The organism is Streptomyces cyanogenus (assembly GCF_017526105.1).
Taxonomy (GTDB): domain Bacteria; phylum Actinomycetota; class Actinomycetes; order Streptomycetales; family Streptomycetaceae; genus Streptomyces; species Streptomyces cyanogenus.
Map to the genome: position 1 here is coordinate 6,315,129 of NZ_CP071839.1, position 19,756 is coordinate 6,334,884.

18 protein-coding genes are annotated in these 19,756 nt (G+C 73.0%); 14 read left to right on the forward strand and 4 right to left on the reverse strand.

What is annotated here, in order from left to right; translation table 11 throughout:
- Positions 1 to 203 precede the first annotated feature (203 nt).
- The 7 genes from S1361_RS28510 to S1361_RS28540 all read left to right on the forward strand — a co-directional run bounded on the left by S1361_RS28510 (position 204) and on the right by S1361_RS28540 (position 5,458).
- A complete protein-coding gene (locus S1361_RS28510; protein ID WP_208034763.1) occupies positions 204 to 1,046 on the forward strand; it encodes a helix-turn-helix domain-containing protein in 843 nt (280 codons plus the stop codon).
- A gap of 90 nt (positions 1,047 to 1,136) precedes the next feature.
- Positions 1,137 to 2,609: a 30S ribosomal protein S12 methylthiotransferase RimO gene (rimO, locus tag S1361_RS28515; RefSeq protein WP_208034764.1), complete on the forward strand. Its 1,473-nt coding sequence runs from the start codon at positions 1,137 to 1,139 to the stop codon at positions 2,607 to 2,609.
- A complete protein-coding gene (pgsA, locus tag S1361_RS28520) occupies positions 2,606 to 3,373 on the forward strand; it encodes a CDP-diacylglycerol--glycerol-3-phosphate 3-phosphatidyltransferase (protein WP_208034765.1) in 768 nt (255 codons plus the stop codon). Before rimO ends, pgsA begins: the two co-directional genes overlap by 4 nt.
- The gene (locus S1361_RS28525; RefSeq protein WP_208034766.1) at positions 3,370 to 3,915 is read left to right on the forward strand and encodes a CinA family protein; all 546 of its coding nucleotides are present in this window, start codon (positions 3,370 to 3,372) and stop codon (positions 3,913 to 3,915) included. The genes pgsA and S1361_RS28525 overlap by 4 nt, the downstream gene beginning before the upstream one ends.
- Positions 3,916 to 4,024: 109 nt before the next feature.
- The gene (locus tag S1361_RS28530) at positions 4,025 to 4,399 is read left to right on the forward strand and encodes a helix-turn-helix domain-containing protein (protein WP_014675397.1); all 375 of its coding nucleotides are present in this window, start codon (positions 4,025 to 4,027) and stop codon (positions 4,397 to 4,399) included.
- Positions 4,400 to 4,581: 182 nt separating this feature from the next.
- Positions 4,582 to 5,052, forward strand: coding sequence for a Dps family protein (locus S1361_RS28535; RefSeq protein ID WP_208036806.1), 471 nt, complete (start codon positions 4,582 to 4,584; stop codon positions 5,050 to 5,052).
- A gap of 127 nt (positions 5,053 to 5,179) precedes the next feature.
- The gene (locus S1361_RS28540) at positions 5,180 to 5,458 is read left to right on the forward strand and encodes a hypothetical protein (RefSeq protein ID WP_208034767.1); all 279 of its coding nucleotides are present in this window, start codon (positions 5,180 to 5,182) and stop codon (positions 5,456 to 5,458) included.
- On the opposite strand, the gene S1361_RS28545 is transcribed toward S1361_RS28540, so the two are convergent.
- From S1361_RS28545 to S1361_RS28555, 3 genes are all read right to left on the reverse strand, one after another.
- Positions 5,406 to 6,170: an SDR family NAD(P)-dependent oxidoreductase gene (locus S1361_RS28545; RefSeq protein WP_208034768.1), complete on the reverse strand. Its 765-nt coding sequence runs from the start codon at positions 6,168 to 6,170 to the stop codon at positions 5,406 to 5,408. The two genes, S1361_RS28540 and S1361_RS28545, sit on opposite strands and share 53 nt — an antisense overlap.
- A gap of 99 nt (positions 6,171 to 6,269) precedes the next feature.
- Positions 6,270 to 7,115 (reverse strand): Fpg/Nei family DNA glycosylase, encoded by an 846-nt coding sequence (locus S1361_RS28550; protein WP_208034769.1) that lies wholly within the window; start codon positions 7,113 to 7,115, stop codon positions 6,270 to 6,272.
- 319 nt (positions 7,116 to 7,434) lie between these two features.
- On the reverse strand, positions 7,435 to 12,471 hold the full coding sequence (locus tag S1361_RS28555) for an ATP-dependent helicase (protein ID WP_208034770.1): 5,037 nt from the start codon (positions 12,469 to 12,471) through the stop codon (positions 7,435 to 7,437).
- A gap of 326 nt (positions 12,472 to 12,797) precedes the next feature.
- Here S1361_RS28555 and S1361_RS28560 point away from each other — a divergent pair, with 326 nt between their 5' ends.
- The 3 genes from S1361_RS28560 to S1361_RS28570 are packed head-to-tail and all read left to right on the forward strand — an operon-like array spanning position 12,798 to position 14,739.
- On the forward strand, positions 12,798 to 13,655 hold the full coding sequence (locus S1361_RS28560; RefSeq protein ID WP_208034771.1) for an AraC family transcriptional regulator: 858 nt from the start codon (positions 12,798 to 12,800) through the stop codon (positions 13,653 to 13,655).
- 44 nt (positions 13,656 to 13,699) lie between these two features.
- Positions 13,700 to 14,434: an AzlC family ABC transporter permease gene (locus S1361_RS28565; protein WP_208036807.1), complete on the forward strand. Its 735-nt coding sequence runs from the start codon at positions 13,700 to 13,702 to the stop codon at positions 14,432 to 14,434.
- Positions 14,431 to 14,739, forward strand: a complete 309-nt coding sequence (locus S1361_RS28570; protein WP_030342831.1) for an AzlD domain-containing protein — start codon at positions 14,431 to 14,433, stop codon at positions 14,737 to 14,739. The genes S1361_RS28565 and S1361_RS28570 overlap by 4 nt, the downstream gene beginning before the upstream one ends.
- Positions 14,740 to 14,781: 42 nt before the next feature.
- On the opposite strand, the gene S1361_RS28575 is transcribed toward S1361_RS28570, so the two are convergent.
- Positions 14,782 to 15,726, reverse strand: a complete 945-nt coding sequence (locus S1361_RS28575) for a hypothetical protein (protein WP_208034772.1) — start codon at positions 15,724 to 15,726, stop codon at positions 14,782 to 14,784.
- An 80-nt stretch (positions 15,727 to 15,806) separates the two neighbouring features.
- Between S1361_RS28575 and S1361_RS28580 the strand changes: the two genes are divergently transcribed.
- The 4 genes from S1361_RS28580 (at position 15,807) to recX (ending at position 19,560) form a co-directional block, all read left to right on the forward strand.
- The gene (locus S1361_RS28580) at positions 15,807 to 16,001 is read left to right on the forward strand and encodes a DUF3046 domain-containing protein (protein WP_208034773.1); all 195 of its coding nucleotides are present in this window, start codon (positions 15,807 to 15,809) and stop codon (positions 15,999 to 16,001) included.
- A 249-nt stretch (positions 16,002 to 16,250) separates the two neighbouring features.
- Positions 16,251 to 17,390, forward strand: coding sequence for an AI-2E family transporter (locus tag S1361_RS28585; RefSeq protein WP_425088076.1), 1,140 nt, complete (start codon positions 16,251 to 16,253; stop codon positions 17,388 to 17,390).
- A gap of 226 nt (positions 17,391 to 17,616) precedes the next feature.
- The gene (recA, locus tag S1361_RS28590; RefSeq protein WP_208034774.1) at positions 17,617 to 18,744 is read left to right on the forward strand and encodes a recombinase RecA; all 1,128 of its coding nucleotides are present in this window, start codon (positions 17,617 to 17,619) and stop codon (positions 18,742 to 18,744) included.
- 3 nt (positions 18,745 to 18,747) lie between these two features.
- Entirely contained in the window at positions 18,748 to 19,560 is an 813-nt protein-coding gene (gene recX, locus S1361_RS28595; RefSeq protein WP_208034775.1) for a recombination regulator RecX, read from the forward strand.
- The last annotated feature ends 196 nt before the right edge of the window (positions 19,561 to 19,756 follow it).

A 19,756-nucleotide genomic window follows, 5' to 3' on the forward strand; every position in this document is an offset into this window, starting at 1 on the left:
GCAACCGTTTCCCTTTGTCGTACGTCAAGTTGAGCGAGAGGACAGGTAGGGCCCGGATCCTGGGGTATCTGCCTGTCACGTCCTCGGAATGTCGGGCCATTCCGATGGCGTACAAAGTCCCACCGCCCGGTTGCCCCACCCTTTCGTACCCCCCCTAGACTGAGCTTCCAGCACAGGTGGCTACACGCTCGAAAGGCGCCCCCGTGTCCATCGGCAACTCCCCTGAAGACGAGCGTCCGTTCCGAGACGAGTCCCAGGAAGCCCGACCCTCCGTGGGCCGCGCACTGCAGCAGGCGCGGATCGCGGCCGGGCTCACCGTGGACGACGTCAGCAGTGCCACTCGTGTCCGTATCGCCATCGTGCACGCCATCGAGGCGGACGACTTCGCCCCCTGCGGCGGCGCCGTGTACGCCCGTGGGCACATCCGCACGCTGGCCAGGGCCGTCCACCTCGACCCCGAGCCGCTGATCGCCCAGTACGACGCCGAGCACGGCGGCCGGCCCGCGCCCACCCCCGCCGCACCCCTGTTCGAGGCGGAGCGGATCCGGCCGGAGCGGCGCGGCCCGAACTGGACCGCGGCGATGGTCGCCGCGATCGTCGTCGTGATCGGGTTCGTCGGGTTCACCGCGTTCAAGGGCGGCGACAGCTCCGGCGACTCCAAGGCGCAGGTCGCCGAGGGCGCCACGGCCGCCACGGTGAAGTCCGCCCCGCCGAAGACGAAGAAGCCCAAGCCCGCCGAGCCGACCGGCGAGCCCTCCGACAGCGCCATCGCCGCCGCCCCCCAGGACAAGGTGACCGTCCAGGTCAGCGCCCCCAACGGACGCAGCTGGATCTCGGTCAAGGACCACAACGGCCGGATGCTCTTCGACGGGCTGCTGAAGAAGGGCCAGCACAAGACCTTCCAGGACAGCTCCAAGATCAACCTGATCCTCGGGGACGCCGGCGCGATCGAGCTGTACGTCAACGGCAAGAAGATCGAGGACACCTTCCGGCCCGGCGCGGTGGAGCGGCTCACCTACACCAAGGGCGACCCGGTGGCGGGCTGACGGCCGGGCGCGGCGGATGTGACGGAGTCGGCCACAATCGGCCAACCCCGTCGACGTGGGCTGTCAGTGAGACAAAGTAGTCTTGAGCCCATGCCTGAACGCCGTACCGTCGCACTCGTCACTCTCGGCTGCGCTCGTAACGAGGTGGACTCCGAAGAGCTCGCAGGCCGTTTGGAGGCGGACGGCTGGCAGCTCGTCGAGGACGCAGCGGACGCCGACGTCGCCGTGGTCAACACCTGTGGCTTCGTGGAGGCCGCGAAGAAGGACTCCGTCGACGCCCTCCTGGAGGCCAACGACCTCAAGAGCCATGGAAGAACCCAGGCCGTCGTGGCGGTGGGGTGCATGGCCGAGCGGTACGGCAAGGAACTGGCCGAGGCGCTGCCCGAGGCCGACGGCGTGCTCGGCTTCGACGACTACACGGACATCTCCGACCGCCTGCAGACCATCCTGTCCGGCGGCATCCACGCCTCCCACACCCCGCGCGACCGGCGCAAGCTGCTGCCGATCAGCCCGGCCGAGCGCCAGGAGTCGGCCGCCGCGGTCGCCCTGCCCGGGCACGGCCCCACCGACCTCCCGGAGGGCGTCGCGCCCGCCTCCGGCCCCCGCGCGCCCCTGCGCCGCCGCCTGGACGGCTCCCCGGTCGCCTCGGTCAAGCTGGCCTCCGGCTGCGACCGGCGCTGCTCCTTCTGCGCCATCCCGTCCTTCCGCGGCTCCTTCATCTCCCGCCGCCCCAGCGACGTCCTGAACGAGACCCGCTGGCTGGCCGAGCAGGGCGTGAAGGAGATCATGCTGGTCTCCGAGAACAACACCTCCTACGGCAAGGACCTCGGCGACATCCGCCTGCTGGAGTCCCTGCTGCCCGAGCTGGCCGAGGTCGACGGCATCGAGCGGGTGCGGGTCAGCTACCTCCAGCCGGCCGAGATGCGTCCGGGCCTCATCGACGTCCTGACCTCCACCCCCAAGGTCGCCCCCTACTTCGACCTGTCCTTCCAGCACTCCGCGCCCGGCGTGCTGCGCGCCATGCGCCGCTTCGGCGACACCGACCGCTTCCTGGAGCTGCTCGACACCATCCGCAGCAAGGCGCCCGAGGCCGGCGTGCGCTCCAACTTCATCGTCGGCTTCCCCGGCGAGACCGAGTCGGACCTGGCCGAACTGCAGCGCTTCCTGAACGGCGCCAGGCTGGACGCCATCGGCGTCTTCGGCTACTCCGACGAGGAGGGCACGGAAGCGGCGACCTACGACAACAAGCTGGACCAGGACGTCGTCGCCGAGCGCCTGGCCCACATCTCCCGGCTCGCCGAGGAACTCGTCTCGCAGCGCGCCGAGGAGCGCGTCGGCGAGACCCTGCGGGTCCTGGTGGAGTCCGTGGACGAGGAGGAGGGCGTCTACGGCCGGGCCGCGCACCAGGCGCCGGAGACCGACGGCCAGGTCCTGCTCACGAGCGGCGCCGGTCTGAGTGTCGGACGTATGGTCGAGGTAAAGGTGGTCGGTACGGAAGGTGTCGACCTGGTGGCCGAGCCGCTGACCGGTTCGCTCGCGTGTAGTGAGGAGGCCGGCAGATGACCGGAGTCCCGGCATCCGCCGCGGGCGGCTCCTCCGGCGCGCAGGGCGCCCGGGGGTCCGCCGCCGCTGCCGACGCCGCCCGGTCCGAGATCTCCGGTTCCGCTGCCGGCCCGGCCACGGCTCCCGAGGGCGGCAGGCCCGCGCGCGGCGGGAAGATCGCGGCCGCGGCCGTCAACCAGGCGAGCGTCTGGAACGTCGCCAATCTGCTGACCATGCTCCGCCTGCTCCTGGTGCCCGCCTTCGTGGCGCTGATGCTGACCGGCGGCGGCTACGACCCGGCCTGGCGCTCCGTGGCCTGGGCCGCCTTCGCCATCGCCATGATCACCGACCTGTTCGACGGTCATCTGGCGCGCACCTACAACCTCGTCACCGACTTCGGGAAGATCGCCGACCCCATCGCCGACAAGGCGATCATGGGTGCGGCGCTGATCTGCCTGTCCGCCCTGGGCGATCTGCCGTGGTGGGTGACGGCCGTGATCCTCGGCCGGGAACTCGGCATCACGCTGCTGCGTTTTCTGGTCATTCGCTACGGCGTGATCCCCGCCAGCCGGGGCGGCAAGCTGAAGACGCTCACCCAGGGCGTGGCCGTCGGGATGTACGTCCTGGCACTGACGGGGTGGCTGGCCACCCTGAGGTTCTGGGTGATGGCCGTGGCGGTCGTCCTGACGGTCGTTACCGGCCTCGACTACGTGAGACAAGCCATTGTGCTGCGCCGACGGGGAATCGCCGAGCGCGCCGCGGCGTTGGAGGAGAAGGAAGCGTGAGTTCCGCGGCCACCGAACTGGTGCGACTACTGACCGTGAGGGGCGAGACCCTTGCCGTCGCCGAGTCGCTGACCGGTGGCCTGGTAGCGGCGGAGATCACCGGGGTGCCCGGGGCCTCCCGGGTGTTCCGGGGATCGATCACTGCCTACGCCACCGAGCTGAAGCACCGGCTGCTGGGCGTCGACGCCACTCTGCTGGCCCAGCGCGGAGCGGTGGATCCGCAGGTGGCGGGCCAGATGGCGGCCGGTGTGCGCAAGGCCCTGGGGACCGACTGGGGCATCGCCACGACCGGGGTCGCCGGCCCCGATCCACAGGACGGACAGCCCGTCGGAACGGTCTTCGTGGCCGTCGACGGACCCCTCACCGACCGGGTGGGTTCTGCCGGTGGCGGAAAAGTCGAGGCTCTGCGGTTGAACGGCGGCCGTGCGGAAATTCGTATGGAGAGTGTACGGAGCGTACTCGCAGTGCTCCTGGAGCAGCTTGCGGGCGAACAGACTGGGAATGAGCGGGCACAGGATACGGAACGGAACGGGGGGTTTTGATGTTTGCAGCCCTGAGTGAACACGACATCGCTCCCCGCACGGCCGCGGCGCAAGGCGGTACGGTGGGGCGAGAAGGATGCGGCTACGCGGTCCGAGGAGGGAGCCACCGATGATTCTGCTCCGTCGCCTGCTGGGTGACGTGCTGCGTCGGCAGCGCCAACGCCAGGGCCGTACTCTGCGCGAAGTCTCCTCGTCCGCCCGAGTCTCACTCGGCTATCTCTCCGAGGTGGAGCGGGGGCAGAAGGAGGCTTCCTCCGAGCTGCTCGCCGCCATCTGCGACGCGCTGGACGTACGGATGTCGGAACTCATGCGGGAAGTGAGCGACGAGCTGGCGCTCGCCGAACTGGCCCAGTCCGCCCGGGCCACCGAGCCCGTGCCCACGCCGGTCCGTCCGATGCTGGGTTCGGTGTCGGTGACCGGTGTGCCACCGGAACGGGTGACCATCAAGGCACCCGCGGAGGCCGTGGACGTGGTCGCCGCGTGAGGTTCGTGTGCACGGCCTAGCGACCCGAGACGTGTGAAGCCCCGGCCGGCTGCTCCAGGGAGACCTGGGGAGCCGGCCGGGGCTTTTCGTCGCCCTTCACCCGTTGAGCGTCGGTTTGCCGGGGTTGTGCGGTGCGGTCATCGTGGAGGGACGTGACGGCGCCCGAGCACCGGAGGAAGCGGATGTACGTCGTGAAGAGCCCGTTGGCCGACGCGGATCTGAAGACCGTGTCCGAGGCGCTGCAGGGTGCCCTGGTCGACCTGGTGGACCTCGCCCTGGTCGCCAAGCAGATCCACTGGAACGTCGTCGGCCCCCGCTTCCGCTCCGTCCACCTCCAGCTGGACGAGGTGGTCGACTCCGCCCGCACCCACATGGACACGGTGGCCGAGCGGGCCTCGGCGCTGGGCATCCCGCCCGACGGGCGCGCCGCCACGGTGGCCTCCGGCAGCGGCATCGAGACCACTCCCGCCGGATGGATCAAGGACGCGGCCGCGGTCGGGGCGATGGTGGACGCGCTGGGCGCGGTGATCACCCGGATGCGGGAGCGGGTCCAGGCGACCGGGGCGCCCGACGCGGTGACCCAGGACATCTTCATCGGGATCACGGCCGACCTGGAGAAGCACCACTGGATGTTCCAGGCGGAGAACGCGTAAGCGGCCGGCCTCGTCCTCCCACGCCGGACGGGCTGTTCTCCTCCCGGCGCTGCATCAGTGAGCCCTCGATGCGCCTCCCGGGCGGTCGGGGTGGCGGTCTAGCGTCCGGCTGGAGGTGGTGGCGGGCATGGCGGGGCGGATAGTGCGCTGGGTGGTGGCGCTCGGACTCGGGGCGGTGTGGTGGTGGGCCGTGCTGCGGCTCGCCGCGGGCGGCGGCTCGGGCCTGCTGGAAGGCGCCGTCGTCGCCGGCGGGTGGGGGCTGAGCCTGCTGCCCGTGCACTGTGTGCCCGAGGAGCGCGCGACCGGGGCCGTGCCGGCGGGGCGCTGGGTGGCCGCCTGGCGGGCCGGTGACGTCACCAGGGCATCGCCGCACCCCCGTTCGGACGAAGTATCTGACCCGTCGTGAAGGCCGACGCGTCCGACGCCAGGTACAGCACCGCGTGTGCGACGTCGTCCGGTTCGCCGACCCGGCCGAGCGGTGTCAGGCGGGTCATCGCGGCCTCCGTGTGCGCCTGCGCCTCCCGGTCGTGGCGGTCGGTCATGGGGGTGCGGATCCAGCCCGGCGCGACGGCGTTGACCCGGATGCCGTGCGGGCCGACCTCGGTGGCCAGTGTCCTGGTCAGCTGCACCACGGCCGCCTTGGCCGCGCCGTAGCAGAGCAGCCCGGCGCCGCCGGTGTCGACCGCGCCCGAGGCCATGGTGACGATGCTGCCGCGGGTCCCGTGGGCGAGCATCACACGGGCCGCCTCCTGGCAGGCGTACAGCACGCCCTTGAAGTTGACGTCCAGCACCCGGTCGAGGTCCTCGTCCCTGGTTTCCAGTACCGGGCTGCTGTGCATGATCCCCGCGATCGCCGCCAGCACGTCCAGCCGCTCGCAGGACCGGACCGCCTCGCCGAGCCGGGCCCGGTCGGTGACGTCGAGGACGTGGACGTGGGCCGTGCCGCCGTGCCCGTCGATCAGCGCGGCCGTGCCGTCCAGGCCGTCCGGGTCCCGGTCGGCGCAGTGCACCGTCGCGCCCGCCTCGGCGAGCAGCACCGCGCAGGCCCGCCCGATCCCGCCGGCGGCTCCGGTGACGAAGGCGGTGCGTCCGCTGAGGTCGTACGCGCTGAGGGCCATGCAGGCGACGGTACGAGCATTTCTGACGGGTCGTCAATTAGGCGGAGGAGCCAGGAGCCTGGAGCGTGGGGAAGCCGGCGGGCGGCGGGTGTCGGGCGGTCAGCCGGTGCGGCGGGGGTACTTGTCCCGCCAGCGCTGTGGTGAGCCCGGTGCCGGAGCGGGGCCCGTCTGGCAGGCGGGGCACCAGTAGGTCGGGCGCTCCTGGGAGCCGTCGCCCTGGTCGGCGACCCGGACGGGGGTGTGGCAGCGCAGGCACGGGCGGGGCGCCCGGCCGTAGACGAACAGGTCGTGCCGGTGCAGGCCGGTGGTCTGCCGGACCGGGCGGTCACGGTTCGCCTCCAGGAGCCGCTTGGCCAGACCGGGCAGCTTCTCGGCGCGGTCCGCGGGCAGCGCGCCGGCCGGCAACCACGGGGTCACGCCGAGCAGGAAGCACAGTTCGCTCTTGTAGATGTTGCCGATGCCCGCCAGATTGCGCTGGTCCAGCAGGGCCTCGCCGAGCTGGCGGCCGGGGTCGGCGAGGATGTTGGCCAGGGCACGCTCGGGGTCCCAGTCGGGGCCGAGGAGGTCGGGGCCCAGGTGGCCGACGACCCGTTCCTCCTCGGTGGAGCGCAGCAACTCCAGGACCTGCAGGCGGTAGCCGACGGCCGTCCGGTCGACGGTGCCGAGGACCGCCCGGATCTGGTGCGTCGGCCCGCCCCGCCAGCGTTCGCCGACGCCGTACACCTTCCACGTGCCCTCCATGCGCAGATGGGTGTGGAGGGTCAGGCCGCCCTCGAACCGGGTGAGCAGGTGCTTGCCACGCGGGATCGTGTTCAGCACCCTGCGGCCGGTGAGGTCGACCGTCGCGTACTTCGGCACGCGGAAGTCGCTACGGGTCAGCGGCTTGCCCGCGAGCGCCTCGTGCAGCCGCCGCGCGGCCTGCCAGACCGTGTCACCTTCGGGCATGCGTCAAGGGTGCCACGACGGGGTCGGGCGGGGTGGGGCGGTTGGGATGGCCGGTGGGGTAGGGCAGGGGGCAGCGGATCCGGGGGCTGCCCGGGCGGTGGATGCGGTGTCGGGTGGGATGGGGGTGGTGGCGCGGGCGGGGGTCGGTGTGCCGGGGCGGGTGAGGCAGGGTTGGTCGTGGCGGGCGGTGGACGCCCTGTCTGGCGCGGCAGGGTTGGGTGTGCCGGGCGGTGGGCGCGGCGTCCGGTGGGGCAGCCGGCGGTCGGTGTGCCGGACCCGGGGGCCGAGGTGGGTGACCGGGTGGTGGTGGCGGTGCCGGTCATGCTCTCAGTCGGAGGCCGCGTGGTGTTGCCACGAAGCCCGCTGCCTCCAGGAGGGTGCCTATGGGGGAGGTCAGGGCCTGGGTGCCGTTGATCCGCTCGACCGTGACCGTGCCGAGCGAGCCCGCGCGGGCCGCCGCGGCCAGCGCCTCGGCTGCCGTACGCAGGCGGGGGTCGTCCGGTGCGGCGGGCCAGGCCAGCAGGGTCTTGCCGCCGCGCTCCATGTACAGCGTCAGCTCACCCTCCACCAGGACGACGAGCGAACCGGCCTTGCGGCCCGGCTTGTGCCCGGCTCCGGTCGGCGGCTCGGGCCAGGGCAGCGCGGAGCCGTAGGCGTTCGCGGGGTCGGCCGCGGCGAGGACCACGGCGCGGGGGTCGGAGGCGAGGGCGCCCGTGCGGCCGTTGCCGTAGCCGCGGTGCGGGGCCGTTCCGTAGGAGGCCGCCGGGCCGTAGGGGGCGGACGAGCCGTAGGAGGCCGACGAGCCTTGGCGGGTGGAGCCGCCGCCGCGGGGGCCGCCGTAGCCGGGGGAGGCGAACGGGTCGGCTAGCTCGCGGGGGGAGGCGTGGCCGTCCTGGGTGGGGGAGTGGTCCTCCGGCGGCCAGGTGAAGTCGCCGTCCAGGCCGGGGTGGGCGAAACCGGCGTCGGCCGCGTCGAAGGCGCCGGGGGAGGCGTGGCCGTGCGGAGTACCGTCCGTGTCGTCGAACGGGTTCGGGAAGGCCGGCTCGGTGAAACCGTTCGCGGCGCCCGGTGCGCCGAAGCCGTTCCGGCCGGCCGGTGCGGGCAGGCCCTCGGCCCGCTCGCGGGCGTTAGCCACCGCGCGGAGGCGGTCCACGGCGCCGTCCATGGCGAACTGCGCCGCGCCCAGCCCCTCGACCACGTAACCGCGCCGGGCCTGACCGCTCTCCTCGAAGACCGACAGCACCCGGTACACCGCGGAGAAGCCGCCCTCGACACCCTCGGCTGCGACCGCGCCGCGGGTGACCACGCCGTGCCGGTCCAGGAGAGTGCGGGCCAGGGCGTGCGCGCGCACGGTGGCGTCGGGCTCGGCCGCGGGCAGCAGGGACCAGCGGCCGGCCACGGTCGGCGGGCCGGTGCGGGAGGCGGTGCGTGCGGCCGCGGTGAGGGAGCCGTAGCGACCGCGCGGGACGGCACGCTTGGCGCGGTGCGCGGTCGAGCCCGCCGTACGACCCGAGCCCAGAAGGGCGCGCATCGGCGCCAGCGTGTCGTTGGTGAGCCGGCCGGACCAGGCCAGGTCCCACAGAGCGTCCGCCAGTTGGGGATCCGTGACCTCGGGGTGCGTGGTCGCCCGGACCTGGTCGGCGATCTGCCGGAAGAACAGGCCGTAGCCCCCGGAGAGGGTGTCGAGGACGGACTGGTGGAGCGCGGTCAGCTCCAGTGGGTGTGGTGCCGGCAGCAGCAGCGGTGCCGCGTCCGCCAGGTAGAGGGAGACCCAGCCGTCCTTGCCGGGCAGGGCGCCCGCGCCGGCCCACACCACCTCGCCGGCGGCGGTCAGCTCGTCGAGCAGGGAGGGCGTGTAGCCGGCGACGCGGGAGGGCAGCACCAGCTTCTCCAACGCGGAGGCCGGCACGGACGCGCCCTGCAACTGCTCGATCGCGCGCACCAGCCCGTCGATCCCCCGCAGCCCATGACCCTTGCCGATGTGCTGCCACTGCGGCAGGAACTGGGCGAGCGCGGCGGGCGGCACCGGCTCCAGCTCGTGCCGCAGGGCCGCCAGGGAACGGCGGCGCAGCCGGCGCAGTACGGCCGCGTCGCACCACTCCTGGCCGATGCCCGCCGGGTGGAACTCGCCCTGTACGACCCGGCCGGCCGCGGCCAGCCGCTGCAGGGCGCCCTCGGTGACCGCCACGCCCAGGCCGAAGCGGGCCGCCGCGGTGGCCGAGGTGAACGGGCCGTGAGTACGGGCGTACCGCGCCAGGAGGTCGCCCAGCGGGTCCTTGACCGGCTCGGTGAACGCCTCGGGCACCCCGACCGGCAGCGCCGTGCCGAGCGCGTCGCGCAGCCGGCCCGCGTCCTCGACGGCCGCCCAGTGGTCGGTCCCCGCGATCCGCACCTTGATCGCCCGCCGGGCCCCGGCCAGCTCCCTCGCCCAGTGGGGGTCCGCGCCCCGCGCGACCAGCTCGGCGTCGGTCAGCGGGCCGAGCAGCCGCAGCACATCGGCGACGCCCTCCACGTCCTTGACCCGCCGGTCCTCGGTGAGCCACTGCAGCTCGCGCTCCAGCTCGGTCAGCACCTCGGCGTCGAGCAGTTCGCGCAGCTCCGCCTGGCCCAGCAGCTCGGCCAGCAGCCGCGAGTCCAGGGACAGCGCGGCGGCGCGCCGCTCGGCCAGCGGGGAGTCGCCCTCGTACAGGAACTGGGCGACGTAGCCGAAGAGCAGGGAGCGGGCGAACGGGGACGGCTGCGGAGTGGTGACCTCGACCAGACGGACCTTGCGGGACTCGATGTCGCCCATCAGCTCGACCAGCCCGGGGACGTCGAAGACGTCCTGGAGGCATTCGCGGACCGCCTCCAGGACGATCGGGAACGAGCCGAACTCGCTCGCCACCTGGAGCAGCTGGGCCGCCCGCTGGCGCTGCTGCCACAGCGGGGTGCGCTTGCCGGGGTTGCGGCGCGGCAGCAGCAGCGCGCGGGCGGCGCACTCGCGGAACCGGGAGGCGAACAACGCCGAGCCGCCGACCTGGTCGGTGACGATCTGGTCGACCTCGCCCTTGTCGAAGACGACGTCGGCCGCGCCGACCGGAGCCTGCTCGCTGTCGTACTCGGTGCCGGCCTTCACCGGCTCCTGGTCGAGCAGGTCCAGGCCCATCAGGTCGGCGTCGGGCAGGCGCAGCACGATGCCGTCGTCGGCGTGCATGACCTGCGCGTCCATCCCGTACCGCTCGGACAGGCGGGCGCCGAGGGCGAGGGCCCAGGGGGCGTGGACCTGGGCGCCGAAGGGAGAGTGGACGACCACCCGCCAGTCGCCCAGCTCGTCCCGGAACCGCTCCACGACGATCGTGCGGTCGTCCGGGACGTGGCCGCAGGCCTCGCGCTGCTCGTCCAGGTACGACAGCACGTTGTCCGCCGCCCACGCGTCCAGGCCCGCCGCCAGCAGCCGCAGCCGCGCGTCGTCCCGGGACAACGAGCCGACCTCGCGCAGGAACGCGCCCACCGCGCGGCCCAGCTCCAGCGGGCGGCCCAGCTGGTCGCCCTTCCAGAAGGGCAGCCGGCCGGGCACGCCCGGCGCCGGCGAGACCAGGACGCGGTCGCGCGTGATGTCCTCGATCCGCCAGGAACTCGTGCCCAATGTGAAGACATCGCCGACGCGGGACTCGTAGACCATCTCCTCGTCCAGCTCGCCGACCCGGCCGCCGCCCTTCTTCGGGTCGGAACCGGCGAGGAAGACGCCGAACAGACCGCGGTCCGGGATCGTGCCGCCGGAGGTGACGGCGAGGCGCTGGGCGCCCGGGCGGCCGGTGATCTCGCCGGTCACGCGGTCCCACACCACGCGCGGGCGCAGCTCCGCGAACGCGTCCGACGGGTAGCGGCCCGCGAGCATGTCGAGGACCGCCGTGAACGCCGACTCGGGCAGCGACGCGAACGGGGCCGCGCGGCGGACCACGGCGAGCAGGTCGTCGAACTGCCAGGTGTCCAGCGCCGTCATGGCGACCAGCTGCTGCGCGAGCACGTCCAGCGGGTTCGCGGGCACCTTCAGGGACTCGATGGAGCCGGTACGCATCCGCTCGGTGACCACGGCCGCCTGGACGAGGTCACCGCGGTACTTGGGGAAGACGACGCCGGTGGAGACGGCGCCGACCTGGTGCCCCGCGCGGCCCACCCGCTGCAGGCCCGAGGCCACCGAGGGCGGGGACTCGACCTGGACGACGAGGTCCACGGCACCCATGTCGATGCCGAGTTCGAGGCTGGAGGTGGCGACCACCGCGGGCAGCCGGCCCGCCTTCAGGTCCTCCTCCACCAGGGCGCGCTGCTCCTTGGAGACCGAGCCGTGGTGCGCGCGGGCGATCACCGGGGGCGCGCCCTGGGCGGCGCCCGAGCCGCCCATCAGCTGGGCCGGGGAGTGGTGCTCCTCCAGGGTCTCGCCGGTCGCCCGCTCGTACGCGATCTCGTTGAGCCGGTTGCACAGCCGCTCCGCGAGGCGGCGGGAGTTGGCGAAGACGATCGTGGACCGGTGGGCCTGGACCAGGTCGGCGATCCGCTCCTCAACGTGCGGCCAGATCGACGGCCGCTCCCCGCCCTCGGCGGCGTCGGCGGCCGGGGAGCCGCCCAGCTCGCCCATGTCCTCGACCGGGACGACGACGGAGAGGTCGAACTCCTTGCCGGACTCCGGCTGGACGATCTCCACCTTGCGGCGCGGGGACAGGTACCGGGCCACCTCGTCCACCGGGCGCACGGTCGCCGACAGGCCGATCCGGCGGGCGGGCTTCGGCAGCAGCTCGTCCAGCCGCTCCAGGGAGAGCGCGAGATGCGCGCCGCGCTTGGTGCCCGCGACCGCGTGGACCTCGTCCAGGATCACCGTCTCCACGCCCGTGAGCGCGTCGCGCGTGGCCGACGTCAGCATCAGGAACAGCGATTCGGGGGTGGTGATCAGGATGTCCGGCGGCCGGGTGGACAGGGCACGGCGCTCGGCCGCCGGGGTGTCGCCGGAGCGGATGCCGACCCTGACCTCCGGCTCGGGCAGGCCCAGGCGGACCGACTCCTGGCGGATACCGGTCAGCGGGCTGCGCAGATTGCGCTCGACGTCGACCGCCAGGGCTTTCAGCGGCGACACGTACAGCACCCGGCAGCGCTTCCTCGGGTCGGCCGGGGGTGGGGTCGACGCCAGCTGGTCCAGGGCGGCGAGGAACGCGGCCAGCGTCTTGCCCGAGCCGGTCGGTGCGACGACCAGCACGTCCGAGCCCGCCCCGATGGCATTCCACGCGCCCGCCTGGGCCGCGGTGGGCGCGGAGAACGCCCCCGTGAACCAGCCGCGGGTCGCGGGGGAGAAGCCGTCGAGGGCTCGGTGTGCGGAGCTGACCATGCGTCCATCCTGCACCCGCCCACTGACAATCGCCGTGACCTGCACAAACACGGAGGCCGACCTGCGCGGACGGGGAGGCTCCGCGGCGACACCGGCCGACGCGGGCCCGGGCCTGGTGGCAGTGCGGGGTGCGAGTCGCCGGGGGCCGATGAGCCTGGGGCCGGGTGTCCGTCCGGTGCGGTCCGGGGCGGATGCGGCGGCGGGAGCGTCCGTCCGGTGCGGTGCCGGGCGCGGAAACACGGTGGTGGCGGGGGTGTCCGCCGGTAGGGGTGCCGGAATCGGAGATGCGGTGCCGGCCTGGTTCGGTCACAGCGGACAATGGGCGTATGGCGGGTTCAGGGGAACGGGCGCGGCACTGGCAGTACGCGGAGCTACCCGGTGTCGACCTGCTGCGGGCCCGGTACATACGCAAGACCTTCACCCGGCACACCCACGAGAACTTCGTGATCGCGGCCATCGCCGACGGCGTCGAGGTCTTCCACCACCGCGGCTCCGACGTCTCCGCCGGCGCGGGAGCGCTCGCCCTGGTCAATCCGGACACCCCGCACACGGGCCGGGCCGGAGTACCCGAGGGCTGGCGGTACGGCGCGCTCTACCCGTCGCCCGACGTGGTCGCCGCGATCGCCGCCGAGACCACCACCCTGCGCGGCACACCGGGTTTCGTCAGCCCGGTCCTGGACGACCCCTACACCGTCCGTCTGGTCCACCAGGTGCTGCGCGCCGCCGACGAGGGCAACGCGCTGGCCGCCGACACGCTCCTGCGGGTCGCCGTGACCAGGCTGCTGCGGCTGAACGGCGGCCCGCTGCCCCAGCGGCGGAGCCGGACGGCCGGCGCGAGCATCGCGGTACGCGCGCGTGCGGTGCTGGAGGAACGGATGGCCGAGCCGCCGACCCTGCAACGGCTGGCCTCGGACCTCGGCACCAGCCCGTTCGCCCTGCTGCGGGCGTTCCGCGACGCCTACGGCATGCCGCCGCACACCTGGCTGACGGACGCCCGCGTGCGCCGCGCCCGGTTGCTGCTGGACGCGGGAACGGCCCCGGCCGAGGCGGCCGTCGCCGTCGGCTTCACCGACCAGCCCCACCTCAACCGGCACTTCGCCCGGATCGTCGGGGTGCCCCCAGGGGCGTACCAGCGCGAGCGCACCGGCGCGGGCGAGCGCAAGAACGTACAAGACGAGGGCTGAGAGCCGCCCGTACCGTCCGGAACGTGGCACAGCACATAGCTCTCATGGACCAGACCGCCGAAGGAGCGGACAAGCCGGACTCGGCCGTCGTACGGGACGCTCTGGGAGTCGGTGTCGCCGTGGGCCTGTCCGGATTCGCCTTCGGGGTGACCTCGGCCGGCAGCGGACTCGGACTCCTCCAGACCTGCGCGCTCAGCCTTCTGGTGTTCACCGGCGCCTCCCAGTTCGCGCTGGTCGGGGCGCTCGCCGCCGGCGGCAACCCGTTCACGGCCGCCGCCGGCGCCTTCTTCCTGGGCGTACGCAACGCCTTCTACGGGCTGCGGCTGTCGCAGCTGCTCGCCCTCCCGCGCGCGCTACGGCCGTTCGCCGCCCAGTGGGTGATCGACGAGACCACGGCGGTGACCCTGGCGCAGCCGACCCGGCGGCCCGCGCGCCTCGGCTTCACCGTCACCGGCCTCAGCCTCTACCTGTTGTGGAACCTCACCACGCTGCTCGGCGCGCTGGGCGCCCGGGCGATCGGCGACACGCGCGCGTGGGGCCTCGACGCGGCGGGACCCGCGGTGTTCCTGGCGCTCCTCGCGCCCATGCTGAAGACGGTCACCGAGCGTGCGGTGGCGGCCCTCGCCGTCCTGCTGGGCCTCGGCCTGCTGCCCGTGCTGCCGGTCGGCGTGCCGGTCCTGGTGGCGGCCCTGGCGGCCCCGCTCGCTCTCTTCGTGGAGGGGCGGCGCAGGGACGGTACCCGGCAGGAGGAACAGGCGGGCTCGGAGGAGGACCGGTGAACACCTGGATCGCGATCGGCGTGACCGCACTCGGCTGTTACGCCGTCAAGCTCGCCGGCCTGCTCGTGCCGGCGCACACCGTCGAGCGGCCGTACGTGCGCCGGCTGGCCGCCCTGCTGCCGGTCGCCCTCCTGGCCGCGCTCACCGCCCAGCAGACGTTCGCCGACGGGCACGCGCTGGTGCTGGACGCGCGGGCCGCAGGGCTCGGTGCGGCGGCCGTGGCGCTGGTGCTGCGCGCGCCGTTCCTGCTGGTCGTGGCGGCGGCCGTGGTGGTGACGGCGGGCGTGCGGGCCGTCGGCGGGTGAGACCCGCCGACGGGATGGGCCGACCTCGCGCGCGGGGGCGGCTCAGCCCACGAAGCGGCCGTAGGCCCTCAGGGTGCGCAGCGCCTCGATCGTCACCAGCGGGCGGGCCTCCAGCGCCGGGGCGGGGGCCCACCGGCGCCACCGGACCGGCCATCCACCGTCCTCCTGCTGCCCTGCGGCCAGGTGGTCGAGCGAGCGCGTGATCTCGTCGTCCGTGAACCACGCGCGCGCGAGCGAGTCCGGGCTCCGGGCGAAGTCGTGCGGGAAGTGGTGCTCGCCCGGGGCGTAGCCGGGAGCGACCGGGAACGCGTCGAGACGGTCCGGGTCCAGCGCGGCGAGCCGCTGCTCGCGCACCAGGCGGCCCAGCCGGTCGGCGGCGGCCTCCGCGCGCGGGCGGTCGGGAGCGGAGTCCAGGAAGGTGACGGCGGCCTGCACCTCGTAGGGGTGGGACCTCTCCAGGGACTCCACCGCCTGCCAGCAGAAGTCGGTGGCCCGGAACAGCCAGGCGTGCCACACCTCGTTGCGGTGCAGCAGCCCGACCACCGGCCCGGTGGCCAGCAGCTCGCTGGGAGGGTCGTCCACGACCGGGACGAACGGTGCCGTCGGATACCCGCGCTGGCTGGGGTGGATCACCGGCAGGGCGCCGTCCGGGGCCGAGACGGACGTCAGATAGCGGCACACCCGCTCCACGCGCTGCCCGCCGCAGCGCCCGACGGCGTCCAGCACGCGCAGGGCGTGCGCGGCGTGCAGGGGCTGGCTGACAGGTCCGCGCAGATCGGGCTCCAGGGCGTGCCCGTACCCGCCGTCGTCGTTGCGGTAGGCGTCCAGTGCCGCTTCCACCGCCTCCGGGCTGCCGTGCAGGAAGTGGTACGCGAAGAGATGCTGCTCCAGCACGCGCGCGGTGAGCCACACGAACTGTTCGGCGCGGAAGAGCGGGGAACGCGCCGGGGGCGTGGAGGGGAGTGGGGGAGCTCCTGTTTCGGCCATGCGTCAGACCGTAGGGCGGAAAGCGGTCTCGGCAGGTGCTCCCGGGCAGGGCCCACCCCCAGGGGCGGGATACTGGAGTCATGCGGTTGACGGTCTTCTGGCAGCGGATGGCGGAACACTTCGGTCCGGGGTACGCCGACACCTTCGCGCGCGATCACGTCATGTCGGAGCTGGGCGGACGCACGGTGAACGAGGCGCTGGACGCCGGATGGGCGGCCAAGGACGTGTGGCGCGTGGTCTGCACGGTCATGAACGTGCCGGGCGAGAAGCGCTGACCGGGCGACCGAAATGCCGGGCTTGCCGCAGAAGGAGTCGACGATACGGCACTGATCTGTCACGAAGATCGCCGGCGGGGTCCGGATGTCGGTGGCGTGGGCGAGACTGGGCGAGTGGCACCGACTGACGAGCACCCCCTGGCACCCACCGCCGAGGACGGCGAGCCGTCCCCCCGGCAGGCAGCACCGGCCGCGGCGACCCCGCCCGGCCGGTCCCCGGCCTCCGGCGCCGCCACTCCGGACGGCCGGATGCCGCGCTGGCTGCCACGCGCCATGGTGCTCGCGCTCGCCCTGATCGCCGCGTTCCAGCTGGGCAGCTGGGCCTTCCACCAGCTGACCGGGCTCCTGATCAACATCTTGATCGCGTTCTTCCTGGCCCTGGCGGTCGAGCCCGCGGTGAGCCGGATGTCGGCCCGTGGCATGCGCAGGGGCCTCGCCACCTTCCTGGTCTTCCTCGGCCTGACCGTCGCGGCCGCCGGGTTCGTCACGCTGCTCGGGTCGATGCTGGCCGGCCAGATCATCAAGATGGTCGAGGGTTTCCCGGGCTACCTCGACTCGCTGATCAACTGGATCAACCACACCTTCCACACGGAGCTCAGACGGGTCGACATCCAGAAGGGCCTGCTCCACTCCGACTGGCTGCGCAAGTACGTGCAGAACAGCGCGACCGGCGTCCTCGACGTGTCCGCCCAGGTACTCGGCGGGCTCTTCCAGCTGCTGACGATCGCGCTGTTCTCGTTCTACTTCGCCGCCGACGGCCCCCGGCTGCGCCGCGCCCTGTGCTCCGTGCTGCCGCCCGCGCGCCAGGCCGAGGTGCTGCGCGCCTGGGAGATAGCCGTCGACAAGACGGGCGGCTATCTGTACTCACGCGGCCTCATGGCGCTCATCTCCGGGATCGCGCACTACATCCTGCTTGAGGCCCTCGGTGTGCCGTACGCGCCGGTTCTCGGTGTCTGGGTGGGCCTGGTCTCGCAGTTCATCCCGACCATCGGCACGTACCTCGCGGGCGCGCTGCCGATGCTGATCGCGTTCACCGTGAACCCCTGGTACGCGGTGTGGGTGCTGGTCTTCGTCGTGATCTACCAGCAGTTCGAGAACTACATGCTCCAGCCCAAGCTGACCTCCAAGACGGTCGACATCCACCCGGCGGTCGCCTTCGGCTCGGTGGTCGCGGGCACCGCGCTGCTGGGCGCGGTCGGCGCGCTGATCGCCATCCCGGCGGTGGCCACCCTGCAGGCGTTCCTGGGGGCGTACGTGAAGCGGTACGCCGTGACGGACGACCCCCGGGTGCACGGGCACCGCGGCCGGGGCGCGGGTGGTCCCGGGATGTTCATGCGCGCACGACGCCTCTGGGCCGGCCGCCGCCCCGGCGGACAGCAGCGGCCGTAGGTCCCCTGCGGGGCGGCCGTGTGCCGCGTGGTGCGCTTGACACAAAAATCGAACATCCATTCTCATGGAGGCTCAGGCGAGGCTTTCGGTTGGGGATTTCGTCCCGATTCGCGGGTGATGTCCCTCGGTTATCCACAGGCTGGGCCTGCGTCGGGGCGCATTGTCAGTGGCAGGCGTTAGCGTCTTTGACGTGAAGCGATCGACTCAAGCAAACCGGGTGGAACCCATGGCAGGAACCGACCGCGAGAAGGCGCTCGACGCCGCGCTCGCGCAGATTGAACGGCAATTCGGCAAGGGCGCGGTCATGCGCATGGGCGAGCGGTCGAAGGAGCCCATCGAGGTCATCCCGACCGGGTCGACCGCGCTCGACGTCGCCCTCGGCGTCGGTGGCCTGCCGCGCGGCCGTGTCGTGGAGATCTACGGACCGGAGTCCTCCGGTAAGACCACGCTGACCTTGCACGCCGTGGCCAACGCCCAGAAGGCCGGCGGCCAGGTCGCCTTCGTGGACGCCGAGCACGCCCTCGACCCCGAGTACGCGCGCAAGCTCGGCGTCGACATCGACAACCTGATCCTCTCCCAGCCCGACAACGGCGAGCAGGCCCTGGAGATCGTGGACATGCTGGTCCGCTCCGGTGCCCTCGACCTGATCGTCATCGACTCCGTCGCCGCGCTCGTCCCGCGCGCGGAGATCGAGGGCGAGATGGGCGACAGCCACGTCGGTCTGCAGGCCCGTCTGATGAGCCAGGCACTGCGGAAGATCACCAGCGCGCTCAACCAGTCCAAGACCACCGCGATCTTCATCAACCAGCTCCGCGAGAAGATCGGCGTGATGTTCGGCTCCCCGGAGACCACGACCGGTGGCCGCGCGCTGAAGTTCTACGCTTCTGTGCGCATCGACATCCGCCGCATCGAGACCCTGAAGGACGGCACCGAGGCGGTCGGCAACCGGACCCGCTGCAAGGTCGTCAAGAACAAGGTCGCGCCGCCCTTCAAGCAGGCCGAGTTCGACATCCTCTACGGTCAGGGCATCAGCCGCGAGGGCGGCCTGATCGACATGGGCGTGGAGCACGGCTTCGTCCGCAAGGCCGGCGCCTGGTACACGTACGAGGGCGACCAGCTCGGCCAGGGCAAGGAGAACGCGCGCAACTTCCTCAAGGACAACCCCGACCTGGCCAACGAGATCGAGAAGAAGATCAAGGAGAAGCTGGGCGTGGGAGTCCGGCCGGAGGAGCCCGCCGCCGAGCCGGGCACCGACGCTGCGGTCACCCCCGCGGCGGCCGACGACGCCAAGACGGCACCCGCCCCGGCAGCCGCCAAGGCCACCAAGCCCAAGGCCGCCGCTGCCAAGAGCTGACCCGTGACACGACGAACCGACTGGGCCGAGTACGAGTACGCCACCCCCGGTGCCCCACGGGGGAGGGGCACCGGGGGCTACCCGGACTCCGCCCCGGACGGGGACGACGGACACCGGGACGACGGGTACGGGCGTGACGGCAACGCGAGCGGTGAGCCGTACGGGGGCGGTTCGCTCGGTGGCCGTGGCTCCGGGGGGCCCGGTGGCGCCCGGAGCGGTGGCCGGGGCGGCCGGCGGCGGCGCGGGTTCGGGGACGCGCCCGGTGAGGACGGAGGCGCCCCTTCCTCGGCGAGGGACGAGCAGGGGGAGTCTTCAGGGGACCCGGCTGAGCGGGCCCGGGCGATCTGCCTGCGCCTGCTCACCGGGACCCCGCGCACCCGCAAACAGCTCGCGGACGCCCTGCGCAAGCGGGAGATCCCCGAGGACGTCGCCGACGAGGTTCTGGAGCGGTTCCAAGAGGTCGGGCTCATCGACGACGGCGCCTTCGCGGACGCCTGGGTGGAGTCGCGGCACCACGGCCGGGGACTCGCCCGCCGCGCCCTCGCCCGGGAACTGCGCACCAAGGGGGTCGACTCGGCGCTGATCGACGACGCCGTCGCCCAGCTCGACCCCGAGCAGGAAGAGGCGACCGCCCGCGAACTCGTCGCCCGCAAGCTGCGCGCCACCCGCGGGCTCGACCGCGACAAGCGCATCCGCCGGCTCGCCGGCATGCTCGCCCGCAAGGGTTACTCCGAGGGCATGGCGCTCCGCGTCGTCCGCCAGGCCTTGGAAGAGGAGGGCGAGGACACGGAGTTCCTGGGGGACGGGGACTTCTGACGGGGTTCTCCTACGCGTCCTTCCGGCACGGTCCGCTCGGGGCGGCCGGTGCGGACCGGTGCGCGGGTGGGGTTAACCCCCGTGGCGGACGGGCGGGTTGACCCCCCTCGCAGGACACCGGGGCACCGCAGTGCTCTCCCGCCCCGCACCGGCGAGTCTGTAGGGGCGCCCAGCGCGCGACCCAGCCGACGCGTAC

Bases quoted from the DNA above. Each gene is read 5' to 3' on its own strand.
- recA (WP_208034774.1), top strand. From the start codon at position 17,617: ATGGCAGGAACCGACCGCGAGAAGGCGCTCGACGCCGCGCTCGCGCAG.
- S1361_RS28540 (WP_208034767.1), top strand. From the start codon at position 5,180: ATGGCGGGGCGGATAGTGCGCTGGGTGGTGGCGCTCGGACTCGGGGCG.
- S1361_RS28530 (WP_014675397.1), top strand. From the start codon at position 4,025: ATGATTCTGCTCCGTCGCCTGCTGGGTGACGTGCTGCGTCGGCAGCGC.
- S1361_RS28550 (WP_208034769.1), bottom strand. From the start codon at position 7,115: ATGCCCGAAGGTGACACGGTCTGGCAGGCCGCGCGGCGGCTGCACGAG.
- S1361_RS28545 (WP_208034768.1), bottom strand. From the start codon at position 6,170: ATGGCCCTCAGCGCGTACGACCTCAGCGGACGCACCGCCTTCGTCACC.
- rimO (WP_208034764.1), top strand. From the start codon at position 1,137: ATGCCTGAACGCCGTACCGTCGCACTCGTCACTCTCGGCTGCGCTCGT.
- S1361_RS28555 (WP_208034770.1), bottom strand. From the start codon at position 12,471: ATGGTCAGCTCCGCACACCGAGCCCTCGACGGCTTCTCCCCCGCGACC.
- S1361_RS28575 (WP_208034772.1), bottom strand. From the start codon at position 15,726: ATGGCCGAAACAGGAGCTCCCCCACTCCCCTCCACGCCCCCGGCGCGT.
- S1361_RS28560 (WP_208034771.1), top strand. From the start codon at position 12,798: ATGGCGGGTTCAGGGGAACGGGCGCGGCACTGGCAGTACGCGGAGCTA.
- S1361_RS28585 (WP_425088076.1), top strand. From the start codon at position 16,251: ATGCCGCGCTGGCTGCCACGCGCCATGGTGCTCGCGCTCGCCCTGATC.
- S1361_RS28535 (WP_208036806.1), top strand. From the start codon at position 4,582: ATGTACGTCGTGAAGAGCCCGTTGGCCGACGCGGATCTGAAGACCGTG.
- S1361_RS28565 (WP_208036807.1), top strand. From the start codon at position 13,700: ATGGACCAGACCGCCGAAGGAGCGGACAAGCCGGACTCGGCCGTCGTA.
- pgsA (WP_208034765.1), top strand. From the start codon at position 2,606: ATGACCGGAGTCCCGGCATCCGCCGCGGGCGGCTCCTCCGGCGCGCAG.
- S1361_RS28580 (WP_208034773.1), top strand. From the start codon at position 15,807: ATGCGGTTGACGGTCTTCTGGCAGCGGATGGCGGAACACTTCGGTCCG.